The organism is Leucobacter sp. VD1 (assembly GCF_037150695.1).
In the GTDB taxonomy this organism is placed as follows: Bacteria; Actinomycetota; Actinomycetes; order Actinomycetales; family Microbacteriaceae; genus Leucobacter.
In genome coordinates, this window is record NZ_JBBCPO010000002.1 from 243,964 (window position 1) to 261,511 (window position 17,548).

Annotated in this window: 16 protein-coding genes and 1 tRNA gene; 8 read left to right on the forward strand and 9 right to left on the reverse strand. The window is 66.9% G+C overall.

What is annotated here, in order from left to right; translation table 11 throughout:
- The first annotated feature begins 41 nt into the window (after nt 1-41).
- Nucleotides 42-1,868, forward strand: a complete 1,827-nt coding sequence (locus tag WFL22_RS06470) for a phospho-sugar mutase (protein ID WP_336991973.1) — start codon at nt 42-44, stop codon at nt 1,866-1,868.
- Nucleotides 1,865-2,824: an ADP-dependent NAD(P)H-hydrate dehydratase gene (locus WFL22_RS06475; protein ID WP_336991974.1), complete on the forward strand. Its 960-nt coding sequence runs from the start codon at nt 1,865-1,867 to the stop codon at nt 2,822-2,824. The genes WFL22_RS06470 and WFL22_RS06475 overlap by 4 nt, the downstream gene beginning before the upstream one ends.
- Before the next feature lie 66 nt (nt 2,825-2,890).
- Here the strand turns inward: WFL22_RS06475 and WFL22_RS06480 are convergent, their stop codons facing one another.
- The 6 genes from WFL22_RS06480 to sdhC are packed head-to-tail and all read right to left on the reverse strand — an operon-like array spanning nt 2,891 to nt 8,840.
- Nucleotides 2,891-4,195 (reverse strand): thymidine phosphorylase, encoded by a 1,305-nt coding sequence (locus tag WFL22_RS06480; protein ID WP_336991976.1) that lies wholly within the window; start codon nt 4,193-4,195, stop codon nt 2,891-2,893.
- Nucleotides 4,196-4,244: 49 nt separating this feature from the next.
- Entirely contained in the window at nt 4,245-5,243 is a 999-nt protein-coding gene (locus WFL22_RS06485) for a YihY/virulence factor BrkB family protein (RefSeq protein WP_336991978.1), read from the reverse strand.
- 37 nt (nt 5,244-5,280) lie between these two features.
- Nucleotides 5,281-6,078 carry a succinate dehydrogenase iron-sulfur subunit gene (locus WFL22_RS06490; protein WP_336991979.1) on the reverse strand — a complete coding sequence of 266 codons (798 nt, stop codon included), beginning with the start codon at nt 6,076-6,078 and terminating at the stop codon, nt 5,281-5,283.
- Between the two features lie 3 nt (nt 6,079-6,081).
- Entirely contained in the window at nt 6,082-7,914 is a 1,833-nt protein-coding gene (sdhA, locus tag WFL22_RS06495; protein WP_336652623.1) for a succinate dehydrogenase flavoprotein subunit, read from the reverse strand.
- Between the two features lie 46 nt (nt 7,915-7,960).
- Nucleotides 7,961-8,407, reverse strand: a complete 447-nt coding sequence (locus WFL22_RS06500; protein WP_336652622.1) for a succinate dehydrogenase hydrophobic membrane anchor subunit — start codon at nt 8,405-8,407, stop codon at nt 7,961-7,963.
- Nucleotides 8,408-8,423: 16 nt separating this feature from the next.
- On the reverse strand, nt 8,424-8,840 hold the full coding sequence (gene sdhC / locus WFL22_RS06505; RefSeq protein WP_076623914.1) for a succinate dehydrogenase, cytochrome b556 subunit: 417 nt from the start codon (nt 8,838-8,840) through the stop codon (nt 8,424-8,426).
- Between the two features lie 242 nt (nt 8,841-9,082).
- Here sdhC and WFL22_RS06510 point away from each other — a divergent pair, with 242 nt between their 5' ends.
- Nucleotides 9,083-10,213, forward strand: a complete 1,131-nt coding sequence (locus WFL22_RS06510; protein WP_336652621.1) for a mannose-1-phosphate guanylyltransferase — start codon at nt 9,083-9,085, stop codon at nt 10,211-10,213.
- Here the strand turns inward: WFL22_RS06510 and WFL22_RS06515 are convergent.
- Nucleotides 10,210-10,929: a cache domain-containing protein gene (locus WFL22_RS06515; protein WP_336657458.1), complete on the reverse strand. Its 720-nt coding sequence runs from the start codon at nt 10,927-10,929 to the stop codon at nt 10,210-10,212. The genes WFL22_RS06510 and WFL22_RS06515 overlap by 4 nt on opposite strands.
- Before the next feature lie 14 nt (nt 10,930-10,943).
- Nucleotides 10,944-11,750 carry a FadR/GntR family transcriptional regulator gene (locus tag WFL22_RS06520; RefSeq protein ID WP_336991981.1) on the reverse strand — a complete coding sequence of 269 codons (807 nt, stop codon included), beginning with the start codon at nt 11,748-11,750 and terminating at the stop codon, nt 10,944-10,946.
- A gap of 197 nt (nt 11,751-11,947) precedes the next feature.
- Between WFL22_RS06520 and WFL22_RS06525 the strand changes: the two genes are divergently transcribed.
- The 4 genes from WFL22_RS06525 (at nt 11,948) to WFL22_RS06540 (ending at nt 16,181) form a co-directional block, all read left to right on the forward strand.
- Complete coding sequence (locus WFL22_RS06525; protein WP_336991983.1) at nt 11,948-13,048, forward strand: ABC transporter ATP-binding protein; 1,101 nt, start codon at nt 11,948-11,950, stop codon at nt 13,046-13,048.
- An 80-nt stretch (nt 13,049-13,128) separates the two neighbouring features.
- Entirely contained in the window at nt 13,129-14,307 is a 1,179-nt protein-coding gene (locus WFL22_RS06530; protein ID WP_336652617.1) for an extracellular solute-binding protein, read from the forward strand.
- A 149-nt stretch (nt 14,308-14,456) separates the two neighbouring features.
- On the forward strand, nt 14,457-15,341 hold the full coding sequence (locus tag WFL22_RS06535; protein WP_336991984.1) for an ABC transporter permease: 885 nt from the start codon (nt 14,457-14,459) through the stop codon (nt 15,339-15,341).
- Nucleotides 15,342-15,371: 30 nt separating this feature from the next.
- Nucleotides 15,372-16,181 (forward strand): ABC transporter permease, encoded by an 810-nt coding sequence (locus WFL22_RS06540; protein ID WP_336652615.1) that lies wholly within the window; start codon nt 15,372-15,374, stop codon nt 16,179-16,181.
- A 148-nt stretch (nt 16,182-16,329) separates the two neighbouring features.
- On the opposite strand, the gene WFL22_RS06545 is transcribed toward WFL22_RS06540, so the two are convergent.
- A tRNA-Ser gene (locus tag WFL22_RS06545) sits at nt 16,330-16,417 on the reverse strand.
- A 194-nt stretch (nt 16,418-16,611) separates the two neighbouring features.
- On the opposite strand from WFL22_RS06545, the gene WFL22_RS06550 reads away from it, so the two are divergent.
- Nucleotides 16,612-17,250: a CHAP domain-containing protein gene (locus WFL22_RS06550; RefSeq protein ID WP_336991986.1), complete on the forward strand. Its 639-nt coding sequence runs from the start codon at nt 16,612-16,614 to the stop codon at nt 17,248-17,250.
- Nucleotides 17,251-17,548 lie beyond the last annotated feature (298 nt).

The following is a 17,548-nucleotide window of genomic DNA, read 5'->3' on the forward strand; positions in this document are numbered from 1 at the left end:
TGAAACGATCGCAACACTCGTGGCGGGAAGGGAGAACCGCGATGGCACTGCCTGATGAGGCAACGCAGGGGGATGGCGGATCCGGGCACTTCGAGGAGGTGCTGCTCGACCGCATCACCGAGGCGAGCGCCTGGGCCGAGCAGGACATCGACCCCGATACGCAGGCGGAGACGAGGCGCCTCATCACGGCGACGCTCAACGGCGATGAGGAGGCGGCGACTGAGCTGAGCGATGCCTTCGGTGGCAGGCTCGCGTTCGGCACTGCCGGTTTGCGCGGGCGTCTTGGCGCAGGCCCGCGTCGCATGAATCGCACGGTGGTGTCGCAGACGAGCGCCGGTTTCGCAGCGTATCTCTTGGAGCGTGCCGCTGCCGGCCGCGCTGACACCCCGCCGTCGATCGTGGTCGGCTATGACGGCCGCGTGGGTTCAGCGGTGTTCGCCCGTGACGCCGCAGAGGTGATGGCCGGTGCCGGGGTGCGGGTGTTCCTGCTGCCGGAGGCCGGCCCGACGCCGCTGACCGCTTTCGCGGTGCGGCATCTTGGAGTTTCTGCTGGGGTGATGGTGACCGCGAGCCACAATCCGCCGCGCGACAACGGCTACAAGGTGTATCTCGGCGACGATGATGGCGGATCGCAGATCGTGCCGCCTGCCGACGCCGAGATCGCGGCACACATCGAACGGGTCGCGCAGACTCCGGTATCGCAACTGCCGCGATCCACCGATTACACCGTGCTGGGGGGCGGCGTCGCCGACGCCTACATTGCTGAGACCGCGGCCGCGCTGCTCGGGGGGCTGCCGCAGCGCCCCGAAGCGCCCGGTGTGGCCGTGGGCGCCGATACGGGGCTGCGGATCGCATATACGGCGATGCACGGCGTGGGTTCCGATATCGCCAGGCGGGTGTTCGCCTCGGCGGGGCTGCCTTCGGTGGTGCCGGTGCGCGAGCAGGATCGCCCTGATGGTGCGTTCCCCACGGTCGCCTTCCCCAATCCTGAGGAGCCTGGGGCGCTCGATCTCGCCTTCCGCACCGCCCGCAGCATCGACGCCGAACTGGTGGTGGCACACGATCCTGATGCCGATCGTCTCGCGATCGCGCTGCCGCACCCCGATGAGGCTTCCGGGTATCGCCGTCTCACCGGCAACGAGCTCGGTCTGCTGCTCGGCTGGCGCGCCGCCGAGCGCGAGCGGGTGCGGGCTGCCACCGCAGGCACCCCGTCGTCGGGTGCTCTGGCCTGCACGATTGTGTCCTCCCCTGCGCTGCGCGCCGTGGCCGCCGAGTATGGTCTCGACTACGCCGAGACGCTGTCTGGCTTCAAGTGGGTGTCTCGGGTGCCCGGGCTCATCTTCGGTTTCGAAGAGGCGCTCGGCTATCTCACCCACCCCGAGATCGTGCGCGACAAGGACGGGATCTCGGCGGCTGCCGATGCGATCGCGATGGCCCGCGAGGCGGCTTCCGAGGGGCGCACGGTTTGGGATCTGCTCGATGATGCGAGCGAGCGCTTCGGTCACTTCGCGAGCGGTCAGATCACACTTCGCCTTCCCTCCATGGCCGCAGCCTCCGCACTCGCCGCGCGGGTGCGCCAGGCTCCGCCCACCGCCTTCGGCGATGCCGAGGTCACCTCCTCGCAGGATCTGCTGGTGCCCGGGTTGGCCGAGGTGCCCGCCGATGTGCTGCGCTACGACCTCGCCGACGGTTCCCGCGTGATGATCCGCCCGAGCGGCACGGAGCCCAAACTCAAGATCTATCTCGACACCTTCAGCGATGAGGGCCCGGCCCGGGCGAGACGCACCGCTGCCGAGCGTTCGCTGACCCAACTAGAGCGCGCGGTGCGCGACTACCTCGATCAGCTGGCGGAGGGCGACGAGGAGTGATTACGCACTGGTCCCGGGAGCACGCAGCCGAGTGGCTGCGTCGTCCGGGCGCGGGCGACGACAAGTACCTGCGCGGGGTGCTGGGGGTGCGCACGGGCTCGGTGACTTATCCCGGGGCTGCGGTGCTGGGGGTCTCTGCCGCCTGGCGCACCGGGGTTGGCCTGCTGCGCTACGTGCCCCCGCTCGAGCACGCGCCGTCGCCTCACGGGCTGCCGTCGCCGGCGGCTGCAGTGCTCGCGGTGCACCCCGAGACCGTGTTCGGCGCGTCGGCATCTCGCCCGTGCGATGCCTGGCTGCTGGGGTCGGGCACCGACCCGGCTGAGCGTTCTCCTGCCGAGCATGCGGCGCTGCGGCAGTTGCGGCGCGGCAGCGCACCGCTTGTGATCGATGCCGGTGCGCTCGACCTCGCCGTATCCGACGCCAACGGCAGCAGCGAGACAGCCGCGTGCACCAGCACAGCTCCCGTGATCCTCACCCCGCACAGCGGCGAGTTCGAGCGCCTGTGGCGCGCGGCGGGCCTCGGCGAGCTGCCCCACGACTGGGCTGCGCGCGTCGACGCTGGCATCCCCGATAGCCACGCACATCTCGCACGCGCTCGAGCCGCCGCCCGCCTCGCCACGCAGCTCGACGCCACCGTGCTGCTGAAGGGCGCAGTGACGGTGTGCGCCGCACCCGACGGCCAGATCCTGCGCGCAGGACCAGCCACCCCGTGGCTCGCAACAGCCGGCACCGGTGATGTACTCGCGGGCATACTCGGCGCGCTCGTCACGGCACACGCCGAAGAGGTGCAGCAAACCCCTGCCACGCTCGCCGCGCTCGGCGCCACCGCGGCGCTGCTGCACGACACCGCCGCCCGCATCGCCTCAGGAGACGCCACGGCCCACGGCGCCGGCCGTCCGATCACCGCGCTCGACGTCGCCGCGGCCATCCCGGAGGCCTTCGCAACGCTCAGCTGAGCGGGCACCTTGTCGGCTGCCGAACCGGCAGCCGACAAGGGTGCACCGGGCGCACCGTACGCGCCCTCAGTCAGCGGTTACGCGCTCGACGATGAGCGGGCGCGGAAGCGGATCCGCCTCGCCCAGTTCCACCGCCCCAGCAAGCGACTCAAGGCCGCGCACCATGCGGCCAGGAACATCGCACGCCACCTCGAACAGCGGATCCCCTGCCCGTACCCTGTCGCCCGGGCGCACCAGCACCTCCACACCCGCTGCATGATCCACAGGATCACCCGGCCGCGCCCGACCGGCACCCAGACGCCACGCACCCACCCCCACAGCGCGCGCATCAACCCGCTGCACCACACCTTCAGCGGGGGCCCGCACCACCTCAGTGTCGCGCGCCACCGGCAGCGGGGCATCAGGATCACCGCCCTGAGCCGCGATTAGACGACGCCACGCATCCATCGCCCTGCCGTCGGCAAGCGCCGCAGCAGGATCCACATCTTCACGCCCCGCAAGCGCCAGCATCTCCCGCGCCAACGCCAGCGTCAATTCCACCACATCGGCGGGGCCCCCGCCTGCAAGCACCTCAACCGACTCGCGCACCTCGTTCGCGTTGCCAACAGCCCGCCCCAGCGGCGCATCCATATCGGTGATGAGCGCCACTGTGCGCAACCCGGAATCGGCACCCAAACGCGTCATCGTCGTCGCAAGCTTACGCGCATCTGCAACCGCAGGCAGAAAGGCGCCAGAACCGAACTTCACGTCGAGCACCAAGCCATCAGCGCCCTCGGCGATCTTCTTGCTCATGATCGACGAAGCGATCAGCGGCACCGACGCCACCGTGCCCGTCACATCTCGCAGGGCATACATCGCGCGATCCGCAGGGGCCAACCCTGAACCTGCCGCGCAAATCACCCCACCCACCTCACGCAACATGCGCTCCATCTCGGTGTTCGACAACGCAGCGCGCCAGCCGGGAATCGACTCCAGCTTGTCGAGCGTGCCGCCAGTATGCCCCAAACCCCGCCCCGACAGCTGCGGCACCGCAACACCGAGCGAAGCCAACAGCGGCACCAGCGGCAGCGTGATCTTGTCGCCCACCCCACCAGTCGAGTGCTTGTCGATTGCTGGCCTGCCGAGGCCCGAGAAACGCAAGCGCTCACCGCTCGCAATCATCGCCGCGGTGAGATCTCTGATCTCCTCACGCCCCATCCCCTGAATCACAATCGCCATGAGCAGCGCACTCATCTGCTCAGGCGCCACCACCCCGCGGGTAAACGCGTCCACAAGCCAGTCGATCTCCTGACGCGTCAGCGCACCGGCGAAACGCTTGCGCGTGATCAGATCGACGACGTCAAAGGGTTCGGTATCCCGGAGATGCTCCATACCTCCACCCTACGGCGAGGCCACGATCCCTACACGGTGCGCAACAGCCTCAGAACACGTCGAACACGCGCGAACGTGCGGGATCCGGCCTCCCCAATTCGCGACTCTGCCCCGTGGCGATCCAGCACCCCGTCAGCAGCAGAATGCGGCAGATCACATTGAACCAGATCAGCAAACCCACGAGCACCGCGAACGACGCCAGCAGCGGATTGTTCGGGGTGCCGCCGAGCAGCGACGCCCCCAGCACTTTCATGCCGAACATCGCCGCACCGCCCAGCGCGCAACCGCGCAACAAGCTCCACAGCGGCAACCGCACCTCCGCCAGCAGCCTGAAAATCGCCACCAGCACCACCGTGTCGAACAGGTACATCGCACCGTAACGCGCAATGGTGCCCAAGCCGCCGAGCAGCCAGCCGTTTGCATTCCCGCCCAGCCACGACAGCAGCAGATCGGTGAGATTCGAACTGAGCACCGTGAGCGCCGCCGACACGATGAACGCCAGCAGAAACCCCAGCGCCAGCGCAAGATCGCGCAGCTTCAACAGCACCACATTGCGGTACTGGCGCACTTCGAGCCCGAAAATAATACGAATCGAACGGCGCGTTCCCGTGAACCAAGCCACCGCCACATACACCAGGGCCACACCCGCGATCGCACTGCTCCAGTCGAGGGTGCGGCCCTGCAGCAGCGTCGCCAGCGACACCGCACCGTCGTTATCCGTGCCCACAAGACCCGGCACGAACAGGTTGAGCTGCGCAATCACCGAATCGAGCAACTCCGGCCGCCCGCGCAGCACAATGCCGAACACGCTGAAACCGATCCACAGCGCCGCGAACAGAGCGAACACCGCCTGATAGCTCATCCCGGCAGCAAGCACCGATCCACCGACATCGGTGAAGTGGAAAAAGGAGCGGAACGGGCGAGAAACGCGCAGCCACGACCACACGCCCATGCCACGTGCCGCCAAGCCGCGGTCAGCCGCAGAAACGCGCGACGCCCCACGATCCCGTCCCTGCGGTGAGGGACGCGGATCGCGGGGCGTCGTCATACCGTCTCTTGCAGCCGCCCGGCGCTCAGCGCGGGCGCTAGTTCGTCTTGCCGGAGCGGATCGCAGCCTTCACCTCGGCGATAGCCTTGGTGACCTGAATGCCGCGCGGGCAGGCGTCGGTGCAGTTGAAGGTGGTGCGGCAGCGCCACACGCCCTCGGTGTCGTTGAGCACGTCGAGACGCACCTGAGCGTTGTCATCGCGCGAATCGAAGATGAAGCGGTGCGCGTTGACAATGGCAGCCGGGCCGAAGTACTGGCCGTCGGTCCAGAACACCGGGCAGCTCGTGGTGCACGCGGCGCACAGGATGCACTTCGTGGTGTCGTCGAAACGCTCACGATCCTCGATGGTCTGCAGGCGTTCCTTGCCGTGCTCAGCAGGCGCCGAGTTAGGCATGAGGAAGGGGTTGACCGCACGGTAGGCCGCGAAGAACGGCTCCATGTCGACGATCAGATCCTTTTCGAGGGGCAGACCCTTGATCGCCTCGACGTAGATCGGCTTCGAGATGTCGAGATCCTTGATGAGGGTCTTGCACGCGAGGCGGTTGCGGCCATTGATGCGCATGGCATCCGAGCCGCAGATGCCGTGGGCGCAGGAACGACGGAACGCGAGCGTGCCATCCTGATCCCACTTGATCCGGTGCAGGGCGTCGAGGATGCGATCCGTGGGGTACATCTCGACGTCGAAGTCTTCCCAGTAGGCGTCGCGACCCGATTCCGGGTTGTAGCGGCGCACCAGCAGGGTGACGGTGAACGGCTTCGGTGCGTCAGGAGCGCTGCCCGAGGCCGAGGCCTGGGTGGAGTCGACGGCGGTCGCTTCAGCGGTAGCGGTGCTCATGGCCTAGTACTTCCTCTCCATGGGCGGGTAGTTCAACTCACCCTGCTCGTTCTTCGTGAACACGACGGGCTTCCAGTCGAGCCTGATGTGATCGTCGGGGTCGGCCGAGTGGGGGTCGCCCGAGAGATACGCCATGGTGTGCTGCATGTAGTTCTCGTCGTCGCGGTTCGGGTAGTCGTCGCGCATGTGACCGCCGCGGCTCTCCTTGCGGTTGCGCGCCGTGTAGGCGAGCACCTCGGCAAGGTCGAGCAGGAAGCCCAGCTCGATGGCCTCGAGCAGGTCGGTGTTGTAGCGGCGACCGCGATCCTGCACGCCCACGTTCATGTAGCGCACGCGCAGGTCGTGAATCACACCGAGCACTTCAGTGAGCGACTCCTCGGTGCGGAACACCTGGGCGCCACGGTCCATCGCCTCCTGCAGCTCGCGACGGATATCGGCGACGCGCTCGGTGCCGGTGCCGGTGCGGAAGCGGTCGACGAGCTCGCGGATCTCCTTCGCAGGGTCGGCGGGCAGATCGACGAAACTCGCGGTCTGCGCGTAGTCTGCGGCGTTGTTGCCGGAGCGCTTGCCGAAAACGTTGATGTCGAGCAGCGAGTTCGTGCCGAGGCGGTTCGCCCCGTGCACGGAGACGCAGGCGCACTCGCCGGCGGCGTAGAGGCCGGGCACGACGGTGTCGTTGTCCATGAGCACTTCAGCGGCGTTGTTCGTGGGGATGCCACCCATCGCGTAGTGCGCGGTGGGGAACACGGGCACGGGCTCGGTCACCGGGTCAACGCCCAGGTAGGTGCGCGCGAACTCGGTGATGTCGGGGAGCTTCGTCTCCAACACCTCGGCGCCCAGGTGGGTGCAGTCGAGGTAGACGTAATCCTTGTGCGGGCCGGCACCGCGGCCGTCGAGCACTTCCTGCACCATGCAGCGCGCCACGATGTCGCGGGGAGCGAGGTCCTTGATGGTGGGGGCGTAGCGCTCCATGAAGCGCTCGCCGCTCGCGTTACGCAGGATCGCACCCTCTCCTCGGGCGCCCTCGGTGAGGAGGATGCCGAGACCGGCGAGACCCGTCGGGTGGAACTGGTAGAACTCCATGTCCTCGAGCGGCAGGCCCTTGCGCCAGATGATGCCGACGCCGTCACCGGTGAGGGTGTGGGCGTTCGAGGTGGTCTTGAAGATCTTGCCGAAGCCGCCGGTCGCGAAGACGATCGACTTCGCCTGGAAGACGTGCAGATCGCCAGTCGCGAGCTCGTAGGCCACGACGCCGGCGGGGCGGCGATTCTTGCCCTCGCCCGTCATGACGAGGTCGAGCACGTAGAACTCGTTGAAGAAGTTGACGCCCAGCTTGACGCAGTTCTGGAACAGCGTCTGGAGGATCATGTGGCCGGTGCGGTCAGCCGCGTAGCAGGCTCGGCGCACGGGGGCCTTACCGTGGTCGCGCGTGTGACCGCCGAAGCGACGCTGGTCGATCTTGCCCTCGGGCGTGCGGTTGAAGGGAAGGCCCATGTTCTCGAGGTCGATGACCGCGTCGATGGCTTCCTTCGCAAGAATCTCAGCGGCGTCCTGGTCGACGAGGTAGTCGCCTCCCTTGACGGTGTCGAAGGTGTGCCACTCCCAGTTGTCGTCCTCGACGTTCGCGAGCGCCGCCGCCATGCCGCCCTGCGCCGCACCGGTGTGCGAACGGGTGGGGTACAGCTTGGTGATGACCGCGGTCTTCGCCTTGGGGCCGGCCTCGATCGCGGCACGCATGCCCGCTCCGCCGGCGCCGACGATCACGACGTCGAACTGATGATAGGTGACACCGTCCTTGACGGTGACTTCCTCGCCCTGATGGGTGTCTGTGGTCACGTGAGTCCTATTCTTCGAAATCTGTAAGCCTGGGCTGCCGGGCTCGCTACGACGCGTTGCAGAACGACGCCACGAGCGCCGGATCGGCCCCCGCAGGGCAGGGATCGAGCGTGAACACCACAAAGGTGCCGAGCAGGATCAGCAGCGCGGCCGAGAGGAACAGCAGCACCTTGAAGGTCTTCGCAAGGCCGGGGCGGGTGACGTAGTCGTTCACAATGGTGCGCATGCCATTGGCGCCGTGGATCAGAGCGAGCCACAGCAGCAGCACATCCCACACCTGCCAGAACGGATTGGCGAGCTTGCCGCCAACGAAGCCGAAGTCGATCGCGTGCACGCCGCCCGGCGTCGCGATGAGGTTCGAGAAGAGGTGGCCGAACACGAGCACGACGAGCAGAACGCCCGAAACGCGCATGTAGATCCAGCCCCACTTCTCCCAGTTGGTGCGCTTCTTGGCGGGTGCCTGCGAGCGGGGGGATTCGATGGTCATCGTCATGTCTGTCTCTCCTCGCCTAGTGCCCGAACACGTTCATCAGGTGGCGCGGCAGGAAGCCGGCCATCGTGATCGCCCAGGCGGCAATCACGATCCAGAACATCACGCGCTGGTACTGGGCACCCTTGCGCCAGTAGTCGACGAGGATGATGCGGATGCCGTTGTAGGCGTGGAACACGATCGCACCCACGAGCGCTGCCTCGCCGAGGCCCATGATGGGGGTCTTGTAGACGCTCATCACGGCGTTGTACGCCTCGGGGCTGACACGCACGAGGGCGGTGTCAAGCACGTGAACGAGAAGGAAGAAGAAGATGGCGACGCCGGTGATGCGGTGCAGCACCCAGGACCACATGCCCTCGTTGCCGCGGTAGAGCGTGCCGCCCGGGCGACTCTTCTTCTTTGCCGCGGGTGCGGCCTCTGCCGTTTGGGCTGACACGGGCTTCCTCCTTGGTCCTGCTTCGCCGAGCTAGGCTCGGCGGCTGACGGCGCGGTCTCGGCGAGCGCGGGCGCTGGCGCACCCGATGATCTCTCCAAATCGAGAATCCGCTGCGCCCCCCATTATGACACCTTTCCGCCCCGCCCCCGTACGCCCGCCCGGGCGCGCGGATCCGCCTATTCATCTGATGAATATGCGGATCCCGGCCCCACGCATCCCCGCACACGCCCTAGGCTGGAGCCATGTCTGACGCCACAGTCCTGCGCCCCGCCATCGAGCGACTCACCTGCGTGATTCCCGCCGGAGGCGTCGGATCCCGACTCTGGCCCCTGTCGCGCGCGAACGCACCGAAATTTCTGCTCGATCTCACCGGGTCCGGTGACTCACTGCTGCGCGCCACCTGGGACCGCCTTGCCCCCATCGCCCCCACAGACCGGGTGATGGTGGTGACCGGCGTCTCTCACCGCGACTCCGTCATGCAGCAGCTGCCCGAGCTGCTGCCGCAGAACCTCATCACCGAGAGCGAGCCAAAGGATTCGTCGGCCGCGATCGGGCTCGCAGCGGCGCTGCTCGAACTGCGTGACCCGGACGCGATCCTCGGATCTTTCGCCGCTGACCATGTGATTCGCGGCGACGTACTCTTTCAGCGCGCCGTCACCACAGCTGTGCAGGCCGCGGATCGCGGGTACATCGCCACGATCGGCATTCACCCCTCGCATCCGGCGACAGGATTCGGCTACATCTCCTGCGGTGAGGCTCGCGGCGACCTCGCACCCTTCGATGTGTACGACGTCTCCGAGTTCGTCGAGAAGCCCGACGCCGAGATGGCCGAAGAATACCTCGCCCACGGCGGGTATCTCTGGAACGCTGGCATGTTCATCGCGCGGGCCACCGTGCTGCTCGACCAGATGGCGCTCTCCGATCCCGAGCTTGTGCGCGCGCTGCGCGAGATCGCCGCCAGCTGGGGCACCGAGCGCGGGGCCGATGTGCGGGAGCGACTGTGGCCCACACTGCCGAAGATCGCGATCGACTACACGGTGGCTGAACCTGCCGCAGCCGCGGGCAAGATGGTCTGCATCGCCGCCCACTTCGACTGGGACGACGTGGGCGACTTCGCCTCGGTCGCCAACCTCCTCACCCGTGGCCGCGGCAGCGACCTCGCCGTGCTCGGCGACGGCGCGCAGGTGCTGTCGGACGCGTCGAGCGGCATCGTCGTCTCCGAGAGCGAACGCCTCGTCGCCCTCGTCGGTGTTGACGACGTGGTGGTGGTGGACACCGCCGACGTGCTGCTCGTCACCACCAAGAGCCGCGCGCAAGACGTCAAGAACCTCGTCAACCGCATGAAGGTGACCGGCGGCGGCCACCTGCTCTAGCGCGGGGCGACGAGCGCGAAGGGGTAGCGCGCGGATCGGGCCACGCGCTTTGCATCCGCGAGGGACGCGATGTCGCCGCCGGCGAAGCGGTCGCCGGTCTCGTAACCTGGATCGCTCGACACCACCACACGGCCTGCAGTGTTGACCAGCGTCGCCTCGGGCAGCTCGGCGACGCTCGGCAACAGCACACCCTCAAGCGAGGAGACCAGCACGTCGGCGCAGACGACGCCCGAGAAACGACCGTCGAGCAGCACCGGAATCGACGAGGTGATGGTGATCTCGTTCGAGCAGAGATAGTCGACGAAGGGCCCGGCGACGTGCCGCTCCCCCGTGGCCTGCGGCACGCGGTACCACTCGAGACGCACCAGGTCGATGGCCGCCTGGCCAGGCCCGAAGGTCGACGAGGCCAGCAGGCTGCGTTCCGGCCCCTGCCACCAGGCGAGCGGATTTCCCTCGGAGACGACGGCCTCACTGGCGCAATAGCCTGCGCCGTAGAGCGGCCTGTCGGCGACGTCGAGGATCGCGTGGGCTTCGGGCTCCACGATCGCTGCGAGCTGGTGACCGCTCAAGGGGCCGGCGCCCAGGTGCTCCTGCAGCTGGGACGCGAGACGGGGCGCCCAACTGTCGAGCGGCGCGAAGACACCGTCGAAGAACTCGTCGACCGCTGCTATCCCATCGGAGAGCGCTCGATCCGCTGCCTTCCCCACCTCAGTCACTCCCCTTCGAGCCGTCACCGGTTGCTCCGGCGTGACTCAAGTGTGGCACGAAACGATTCGTCTCGCGGATCGGCGAGGAGTTCGGCTCGGAAGGCCACAAGCCAGCGCACCGAGTTGCGCACGCTCTCGCGCACCACGGCGCGGGCGGCCACGGCATCGCCAGCGCGGGTCGCCTCGATCTGGGCGGCGAGCGCATCGTGCGTGTGCAGCCGCTCCGCGGTGTCGACGTCTTGCAGTCCGAGCAGCGGGGTGAACTCGGTCTGCACCCGCACATGCTCGTTGGTGAGCCGCACCGACTGGCTGAGCGCCGCGAGTTCGAGCTGCACCTCGGTGATGCGACGGCGCCAGAGTTCGGGGGGCAGTGCGCGTGCGGTGTCGAGGATGCCACGCACCACGTCGAGTTCGTCGGTGGTGGCCCGCAGGCAGGCGTAGTCGGCGCAGGCGCCGACGATCACCTCGTAGTGCACGCCCAGGTCGGCGAGCGCCACTCGGGGCATCTCCATGAGCGCGCGCGCGTTGACCTCTTCGACGGCGCCGTGGCTCGACCGCACGAAGCTGCCCCCGTGTCGGCCCCGCTTGGTTTCGATGAGCCCGCGGTGCCGCAAGGCCCCGAGGGCTTCTCGCACGGTGACGACGGCGACGCCCAGCAGGCCGGAGAGCTCGGTTTCGCTGGGCAGCCGCTCGCCCTCGGTGAAGGCGCCGACGGAGATGGCCTGCACGATGCGGGATACCACCTGCTCGGTGCGCCCCTCTTCGCCGATCGGCGCGAAGGCGGCGGTGCGCAGGCGACTCGGAGGCGACTGCACGAGCGAACTGTTCACCGACGACCTCCGGTCTTCCTGCGGATCCGTGACGAGTTTCCCACGATTCGAGTGGGGATTGCCTGAGCCACAACGTGATGAAAACGTAACGTGCCAAGATCGCACTCGGTTTCAAACCTATAAACCCATATGTTATCTTTCTAAACATCGGCCCACCAGGGCCCGGTTCGACAACGACGTTGAGGAGCATCGCCCCCATGCGACACACCACTTCCCCCGCAGAGCACGGCGACATCGCCGTCTCAGTCCAGGGCGTCCACAAGCAGTTCGGCGATCTCGTCGCGGTCAAAGACCTCGACATCGACATCCGCGCCGGCGAATTCTTCTCCATGCTCGGCCCCTCCGGCTCAGGCAAGACCACGGTGCTCCGCATGATCGCCGGCTTCGAAGAACCCACCGCCGGCCGCATCCTGCTCCACGGCACCGACGTCACGCGGGCAGCCCCCTTCGACCGCGAGGTCAACACCGTCTTCCAGGACTACGCCCTCTTCCCCCACCTCTCCATCGCCGAGAACGTCGCCTACGGCCTCAAAGTGCGCGGTATGTCGAAGGCGGATCGCGAAAAGCTCGTCGGCGAAGCGCTCGAACAGGTGCGCCTCTCCCACGTAGCCGAACGCCGCCCCTCCCAGCTCTCCGGCGGCCAGCGCCAGCGCATCGCGCTCGCCCGCGCCCTGATCCTGCGACCCAAGGTGCTACTGCTCGACGAACCCCTCGGCGCCCTCGACAAGCAGCTGCGCGAGCAGATGCAGTTCGAGCTCAAGCAGATCCAGCGCGAGGTCGGCATCACCTTCGTCTTCGTCACGCACGACCAGGAAGAAGCCCTCACCCTCTCCGACAGGGTCGCCGTGTTCAACAACGGCAAAATCGAGCAGGTCGGCAGCCCCCGCGAGGTCTACGAATTCCCCCGCACCGAATTCGTCGCAAGCTTCCTCGGTATCACCAACCTCATCACCGGTGAGCAGGCGCAGCGGATCTTCGGCAGCGAGCTGCCGCACAGCGTGCGCCCCGAACGCATCCACTTGGCAGACCCGACGACGCTCCCCGAAGCAGGCACCGTTGCACTCGCCGGCAGCGTCGTCGAGGCAGTCTACGCCGGCGCTCACACCCGCTACCTCGTCGAAACCGAGCTCGGCACGCGCTTCATCGCCGAGAAGCAGAACAACCAGACACCCCACACCGAGCCCTCGATCCGTCGCGGCGACGCGGTGAGTCTGCGCTTCGCGGCGGATCACGCGGTCACCGTGCCCGGCGAGGCGACTGCCGCCCCGAACCCCGCGACCGCTCCAGCCCCGGCCTGATCGCAGACCCGGAACACCGATCCGGATCCGCCAATCACCCTTGAACCTCCCGCACCACCACTCACTACAAAGGAGTACTGATGAACAAGAAACTGCTCGCCCCCGCAGCCCTGCTGGCTGCTGTGGGCCTCGCGCTCTCAGGCTGCGCAAGCAGCGACGCCGGCGGCGACACCGCCAGCGGCCTGCAGATCGACGTGCCCGACGTGCCGATGATGGAAAAGCTCGGCGACATGGAGAAGGAAGTCAACATCCTCGCCTGGTCGGGCTTCGTGGAGCCGGCCTGGGCCGACCAGTTCACCGCCGACACCGGCTGCAAGGTCAATCGCAAGGTCTTCGCAACGAGCGACGAAGCCGTGCAGCTCATGCGCACCGGCGAATACGACCTCGTCTCGGCCTCCGGCGACGCAAGCCTCCGCCTCATCGTCGACGGCAATGTGCAGCCGCTCAACACCGAGCTCATCCCCAACTTCGGCGACGACATCGTCGAGGGCATGAAGGGTCAGCTCTACGACACCCTCAACGGCAACGTCTACGGCATCCCGATCGGCCGCGGCGCCAACATCCTCGAATACAACAGCGAGGTCGTCACCGAAGCCCCCACCAGCTGGGACGTCGTGTGGGAGTCCGACAGCCCCTACGCCGGCAAGATCGCCGCCTACGACAGCCCCATCTACATCGCCGACGCCGCGATCTACCTCATGGAGCACGAGCCCGATCTCGGCATCACGAACCCCTACGCGCTCGACAAAGATCAGCTCGCCGCCGCCACCGATCTGCTCAAGCAGCAGAACAAGATGGTGTCGGAATACTGGTCGCCCGCCACGAACGTCACCTCGTTCACCGGCGGCAACTCCGTCGTCGGCACCTCGTGGGAGGTGCTGCGCAAGGCTACGCAGGACGAGAAGTTCAAGAGCGTGCTGCCCGAGGAAGGCTCGACGGGATGGTCTGACGCCTGGATGCTCGCCGCAGACGCGAAGAACCCCAACTGCGGCTACGCCTGGATGGACTACACCAGCTCGCCGGAGGTCAACGGCCAGATCGCGATGAACTTCGGCATGGCCCCCGCGAACGGCGCATTCTGCGACACCAGCGACGAGGCCAAGGCCCACTGCGACTACTACAACGCCACCGATGAGGACTACTACTCGCAGGTGTGGTTCTGGACCACCCCCATCGATCAGTGCCTCGACGGCCGTAAGGACGTGCAGTGCACCAACTACCAGGACTGGACCAGCGCCTGGGCCACGGTGAAGGGCTAACCCCCTCCGCCCCGCGCGGATCCTAACGATCCGCCCCAGCCGGTCGGGCGACGCCCCTCGCCCGACCGGCTGACCCCCTCCGCGATCCGCGATCCGCCGCCCCCCGTTTCACCACAGCGCCCCCAGCTCTACCGTCAGCGAGGACCCCCATGAGCTCCCAGAACCTGCTCGAACGCCGCCCCAAGCCGATCTCGACCGCGCTCTACAGGCACCCGAAAGGCCGCCTGGCCTCGCTGCTGACCCTGCCGATGACCTGGCTCATCGGGGTCTACATCCTGTCGCTCGCGCTGCTGCTCATCACCGCGTTCTGGACCACCGACCCCTTCACCTCCCGCGTCAAGCCCGGCTTCACGCTCGAAAACTTCCAGCAACTCGCCACAGTGCCCGCCTTCCGCGACACCGCCCTGCGCACCCTCGGCATCGCGCTCGCCGTCACCGCGATCTGCGCACTCTTCTCAGTGCCGCTCGCCGTGTTCATGGCGAAAGTTGCGGGGCCGCGACTGCGGGCCGTGCTCGCAGTGCTCGTCACGCTGCCGCTGTGGGCCGGCTACCTGGTGAAGATCATCGGCATGCGCCTCGTCTGGACCGAGAACGGCTTCTTCAATTGGTCGCTGTCGCCGCTCGGGATCGAGGGGCCCGGGCTCGGGGTGCTCACCGTGATTCTCACCCTCGTCTACCTCTGGTTCCCCTACATGGCGATCCCCGTCTACGCCGCAGTCGCACAGATCCCCACCAACCTCTTCGACGCCTCATCCGACCTCGGAGCTGGCGGCTTCCGCACGATCCGCACCATCGTCGCACCGCTGCTGCTGCCCTCGCTCATCGCAGGCTCCATCTTCACCTTCTCGCTCAGCCTCGGCGACTACATCGCAGCCATGTACGTGGGCGGATCGACGCAGATGATCGGCAGCATCATCGCGCAGAACATCAACCTCAACCCGCCGCTCGCAGCGGCCTTCTCGGTCGTGCCGATCGTGCTCGTCGTCATCTATCTCGCCGCCGTGCGCCGCACGGGCGCCCTCAACAACCTGTAGACGCCCGAGAAGGATCAAAGGAGAACCGCAATGCTTCGCCTCAACCGCGGCACCAAGATCGCCCTCGCGATCATCACGCTCATCGTCATGGGCTTCATGTACATTCCCCTGTTCGTGATCGTCATGAACTCGTTCAACGCTGGCAAGGTCGCCGGCTGGCCCATCCCCGGCTTCTCGCTCGAATGGTGGGGCAAGGCGCTCGCCAACCCTGCCGTGCACGCGGCACTGCTCAACTCGGTGGTGGTGGCGTCCGTCGCCACGGCCTTCGCGCTGCTGCTGGGCACGCTCGCCGCCTTCGCGCTGCAACGCTTCAAGTTCTTCGGGCAGCAGACCGTCAACCTCCTGATCGTGCTGCCGATCACGCTGCCCGGCATTGTCACCGGTGTCGCGCTCTCGAACACGTTCCACCAGGTGCTCAAGCCGATGGGCATCCACATCGGCTACTGGGGCATGATCATCGCGCACGCCACCTTCTGCGTGGTGATGGTCTTCAACAATGTGATCGCACGGCTGCGTCGCATGAACCCGAACCTCGAAGAAGCGTCGATGGATCTCGGCGCCGGCATCGCCCAGACGTTCCGACTCGTCACCTTCCCGCAGTTCCGCAGCGCCTTTATCGCGGGTGGCCTGCTCGCCTTCGCGCTGTCATTCGACGAGATCGTGGTGACGATCTTTACTGCCCCGCCCGGTGTTGAGACGCTACCACTGTGGATCATGAACCAGATGGCGCGCCCCAACGAGGTGAATCAGGTGAACGTGGTCGCCACCGTGATGATCCTGCTGTCGCTCATCCCGGTCTACTTCTCGCAGAAGGCCGCGGCCGCGGGCGACGCAAAATAGGAGGCGGATCGGCGATCTCGTTTCGGAACGCAACGGCGGGGCACCCCTCGGGTGATCCCGCCGTTGTGTTGCCGAGGGGGCTCCGAACCGTCTCCGACAGGCCGATCGCTCAAGAACTGGAAAACCCCACTGCGATGCAGTGGGGTTTTGGCGGAGGATGGGGGATTTGAACCCCCGAGGGCGTGAACCCAACACGCGTTCCAGGCGTGCGCCATAGGCCGCTAGGCGAATCCTCCTCGTCGACCGAAACGATCAACGTCGTCCAGTCTAGCGGGTTCCCGCCGCGCATCCGAAACCGGACGCTTCGGGGGTGAAACTGGGAACGTTCTCAGCCCCGCACTTGAACATAACGGATTGGTAACGCATACTGGATGAGGCGTTCGGGCCACCGCCCGGCGCTTTTTGTTTGAACAATCCCTGGAGTACACGCGTGAGAGTTTCCGCCAAGGCATTCGTAGTCGGCCTGGTCTCATCCGTCACGTTCGCTTTCGGCGCCGCACCTGCCGTCGCAACGACTCCCGTCGAAGACTTCTCCGTCGCAGCCGTGCAGCCAGCCGCCGCGCAGCTCAGCCAGACGCTCGACACCACCACCGACGAAGCACTCGCAGGCGCACCGATCGAGGCCGTCGTGGCACTCGAGGAGATCGCGACAGTGCCCCACAACTTCGACGTGGCCGCCACGATTGCCCTCGCCGAGAGTGAGATCGGCACGAGCCGCGCCACCGGCTGGAGCGCTCCCGGCGAGTGCATCATGTCGGCCCAGCGCTGGATTCGCGCCGGCGGCGGCAACTGGGGCGGCGGCGGCAACCCCGTCTCGAACTACGACAACGCCACCCGCGTCACCCTGGCTACGGCAGCCCCGGGCGACATCGTCCAGTACGAGTACATCGACTCCCCCACTTCTTGGGTGACGGGCGTGCACACCGTGCTAATCACCGCGGTGCACGACGACGGCACCTTCACGATCATCGAATCCAACAACCCTGGCGGTTCCGGCCTCGTCAGCAAGAACGAGCACTGGACCCCCGCACCCCCGGCCGGTTTCCAGGCCGCTGTCTGGCGCTTCTAGACACGGCTCGCGCCGCAGGGCGGGGTGCGGATCACGCGATCCGCACCCCGCCCTTTCGCGTCCGCCCCTGAGCTGCGCTGCACTCACCGGCGCCTGGCCTGCGCAAGCTGCGCCTGCCTCACGATCCGCCTGTTTGCCCCTGCCCCTGTCGGCTGCAACCGAAAGGCGATTCTCGCGTGCGGGCCCGCCCAGTTCACCCGCGTTTTTCACCTCTCGACACCCACACTGACAGCAGGAAGGGGGAGGTTGCGAGAAAGGCAGAGTGTGGAGAAGGGCAAGAAGTCCCCTCCGCCAAAGG

Bases quoted from the DNA above. Each gene is read 5' to 3' on its own strand.
- WFL22_RS06470 (WP_336991973.1), top strand. From the start codon at position 42: ATGGCACTGCCTGATGAGGCAACGCAGGGGGATGGCGGATCCGGGCAC.
- WFL22_RS06480 (WP_336991976.1), bottom strand. From the start codon at position 4,195: ATGGAGCATCTCCGGGATACCGAACCCTTTGACGTCGTCGATCTGATC.
- WFL22_RS06485 (WP_336991978.1), bottom strand. From the start codon at position 5,243: ATGACGACGCCCCGCGATCCGCGTCCCTCACCGCAGGGACGGGATCGT.
- WFL22_RS06490 (WP_336991979.1), bottom strand. From the start codon at position 6,078: ATGAGCACCGCTACCGCTGAAGCGACCGCCGTCGACTCCACCCAGGCC.
- WFL22_RS06500 (WP_336652622.1), bottom strand. From the start codon at position 8,407: ATGACGATGACCATCGAATCCCCCCGCTCGCAGGCACCCGCCAAGAAG.
- WFL22_RS06510 (WP_336652621.1), top strand. From the start codon at position 9,083: ATGTCTGACGCCACAGTCCTGCGCCCCGCCATCGAGCGACTCACCTGC.
- WFL22_RS06525 (WP_336991983.1), top strand. From the start codon at position 11,948: ATGCGACACACCACTTCCCCCGCAGAGCACGGCGACATCGCCGTCTCA.
- WFL22_RS06530 (WP_336652617.1), top strand. From the start codon at position 13,129: ATGAACAAGAAACTGCTCGCCCCCGCAGCCCTGCTGGCTGCTGTGGGC.
- WFL22_RS06535 (WP_336991984.1), top strand. From the start codon at position 14,457: ATGAGCTCCCAGAACCTGCTCGAACGCCGCCCCAAGCCGATCTCGACC.
- WFL22_RS06540 (WP_336652615.1), top strand. From the start codon at position 15,372: ATGCTTCGCCTCAACCGCGGCACCAAGATCGCCCTCGCGATCATCACG.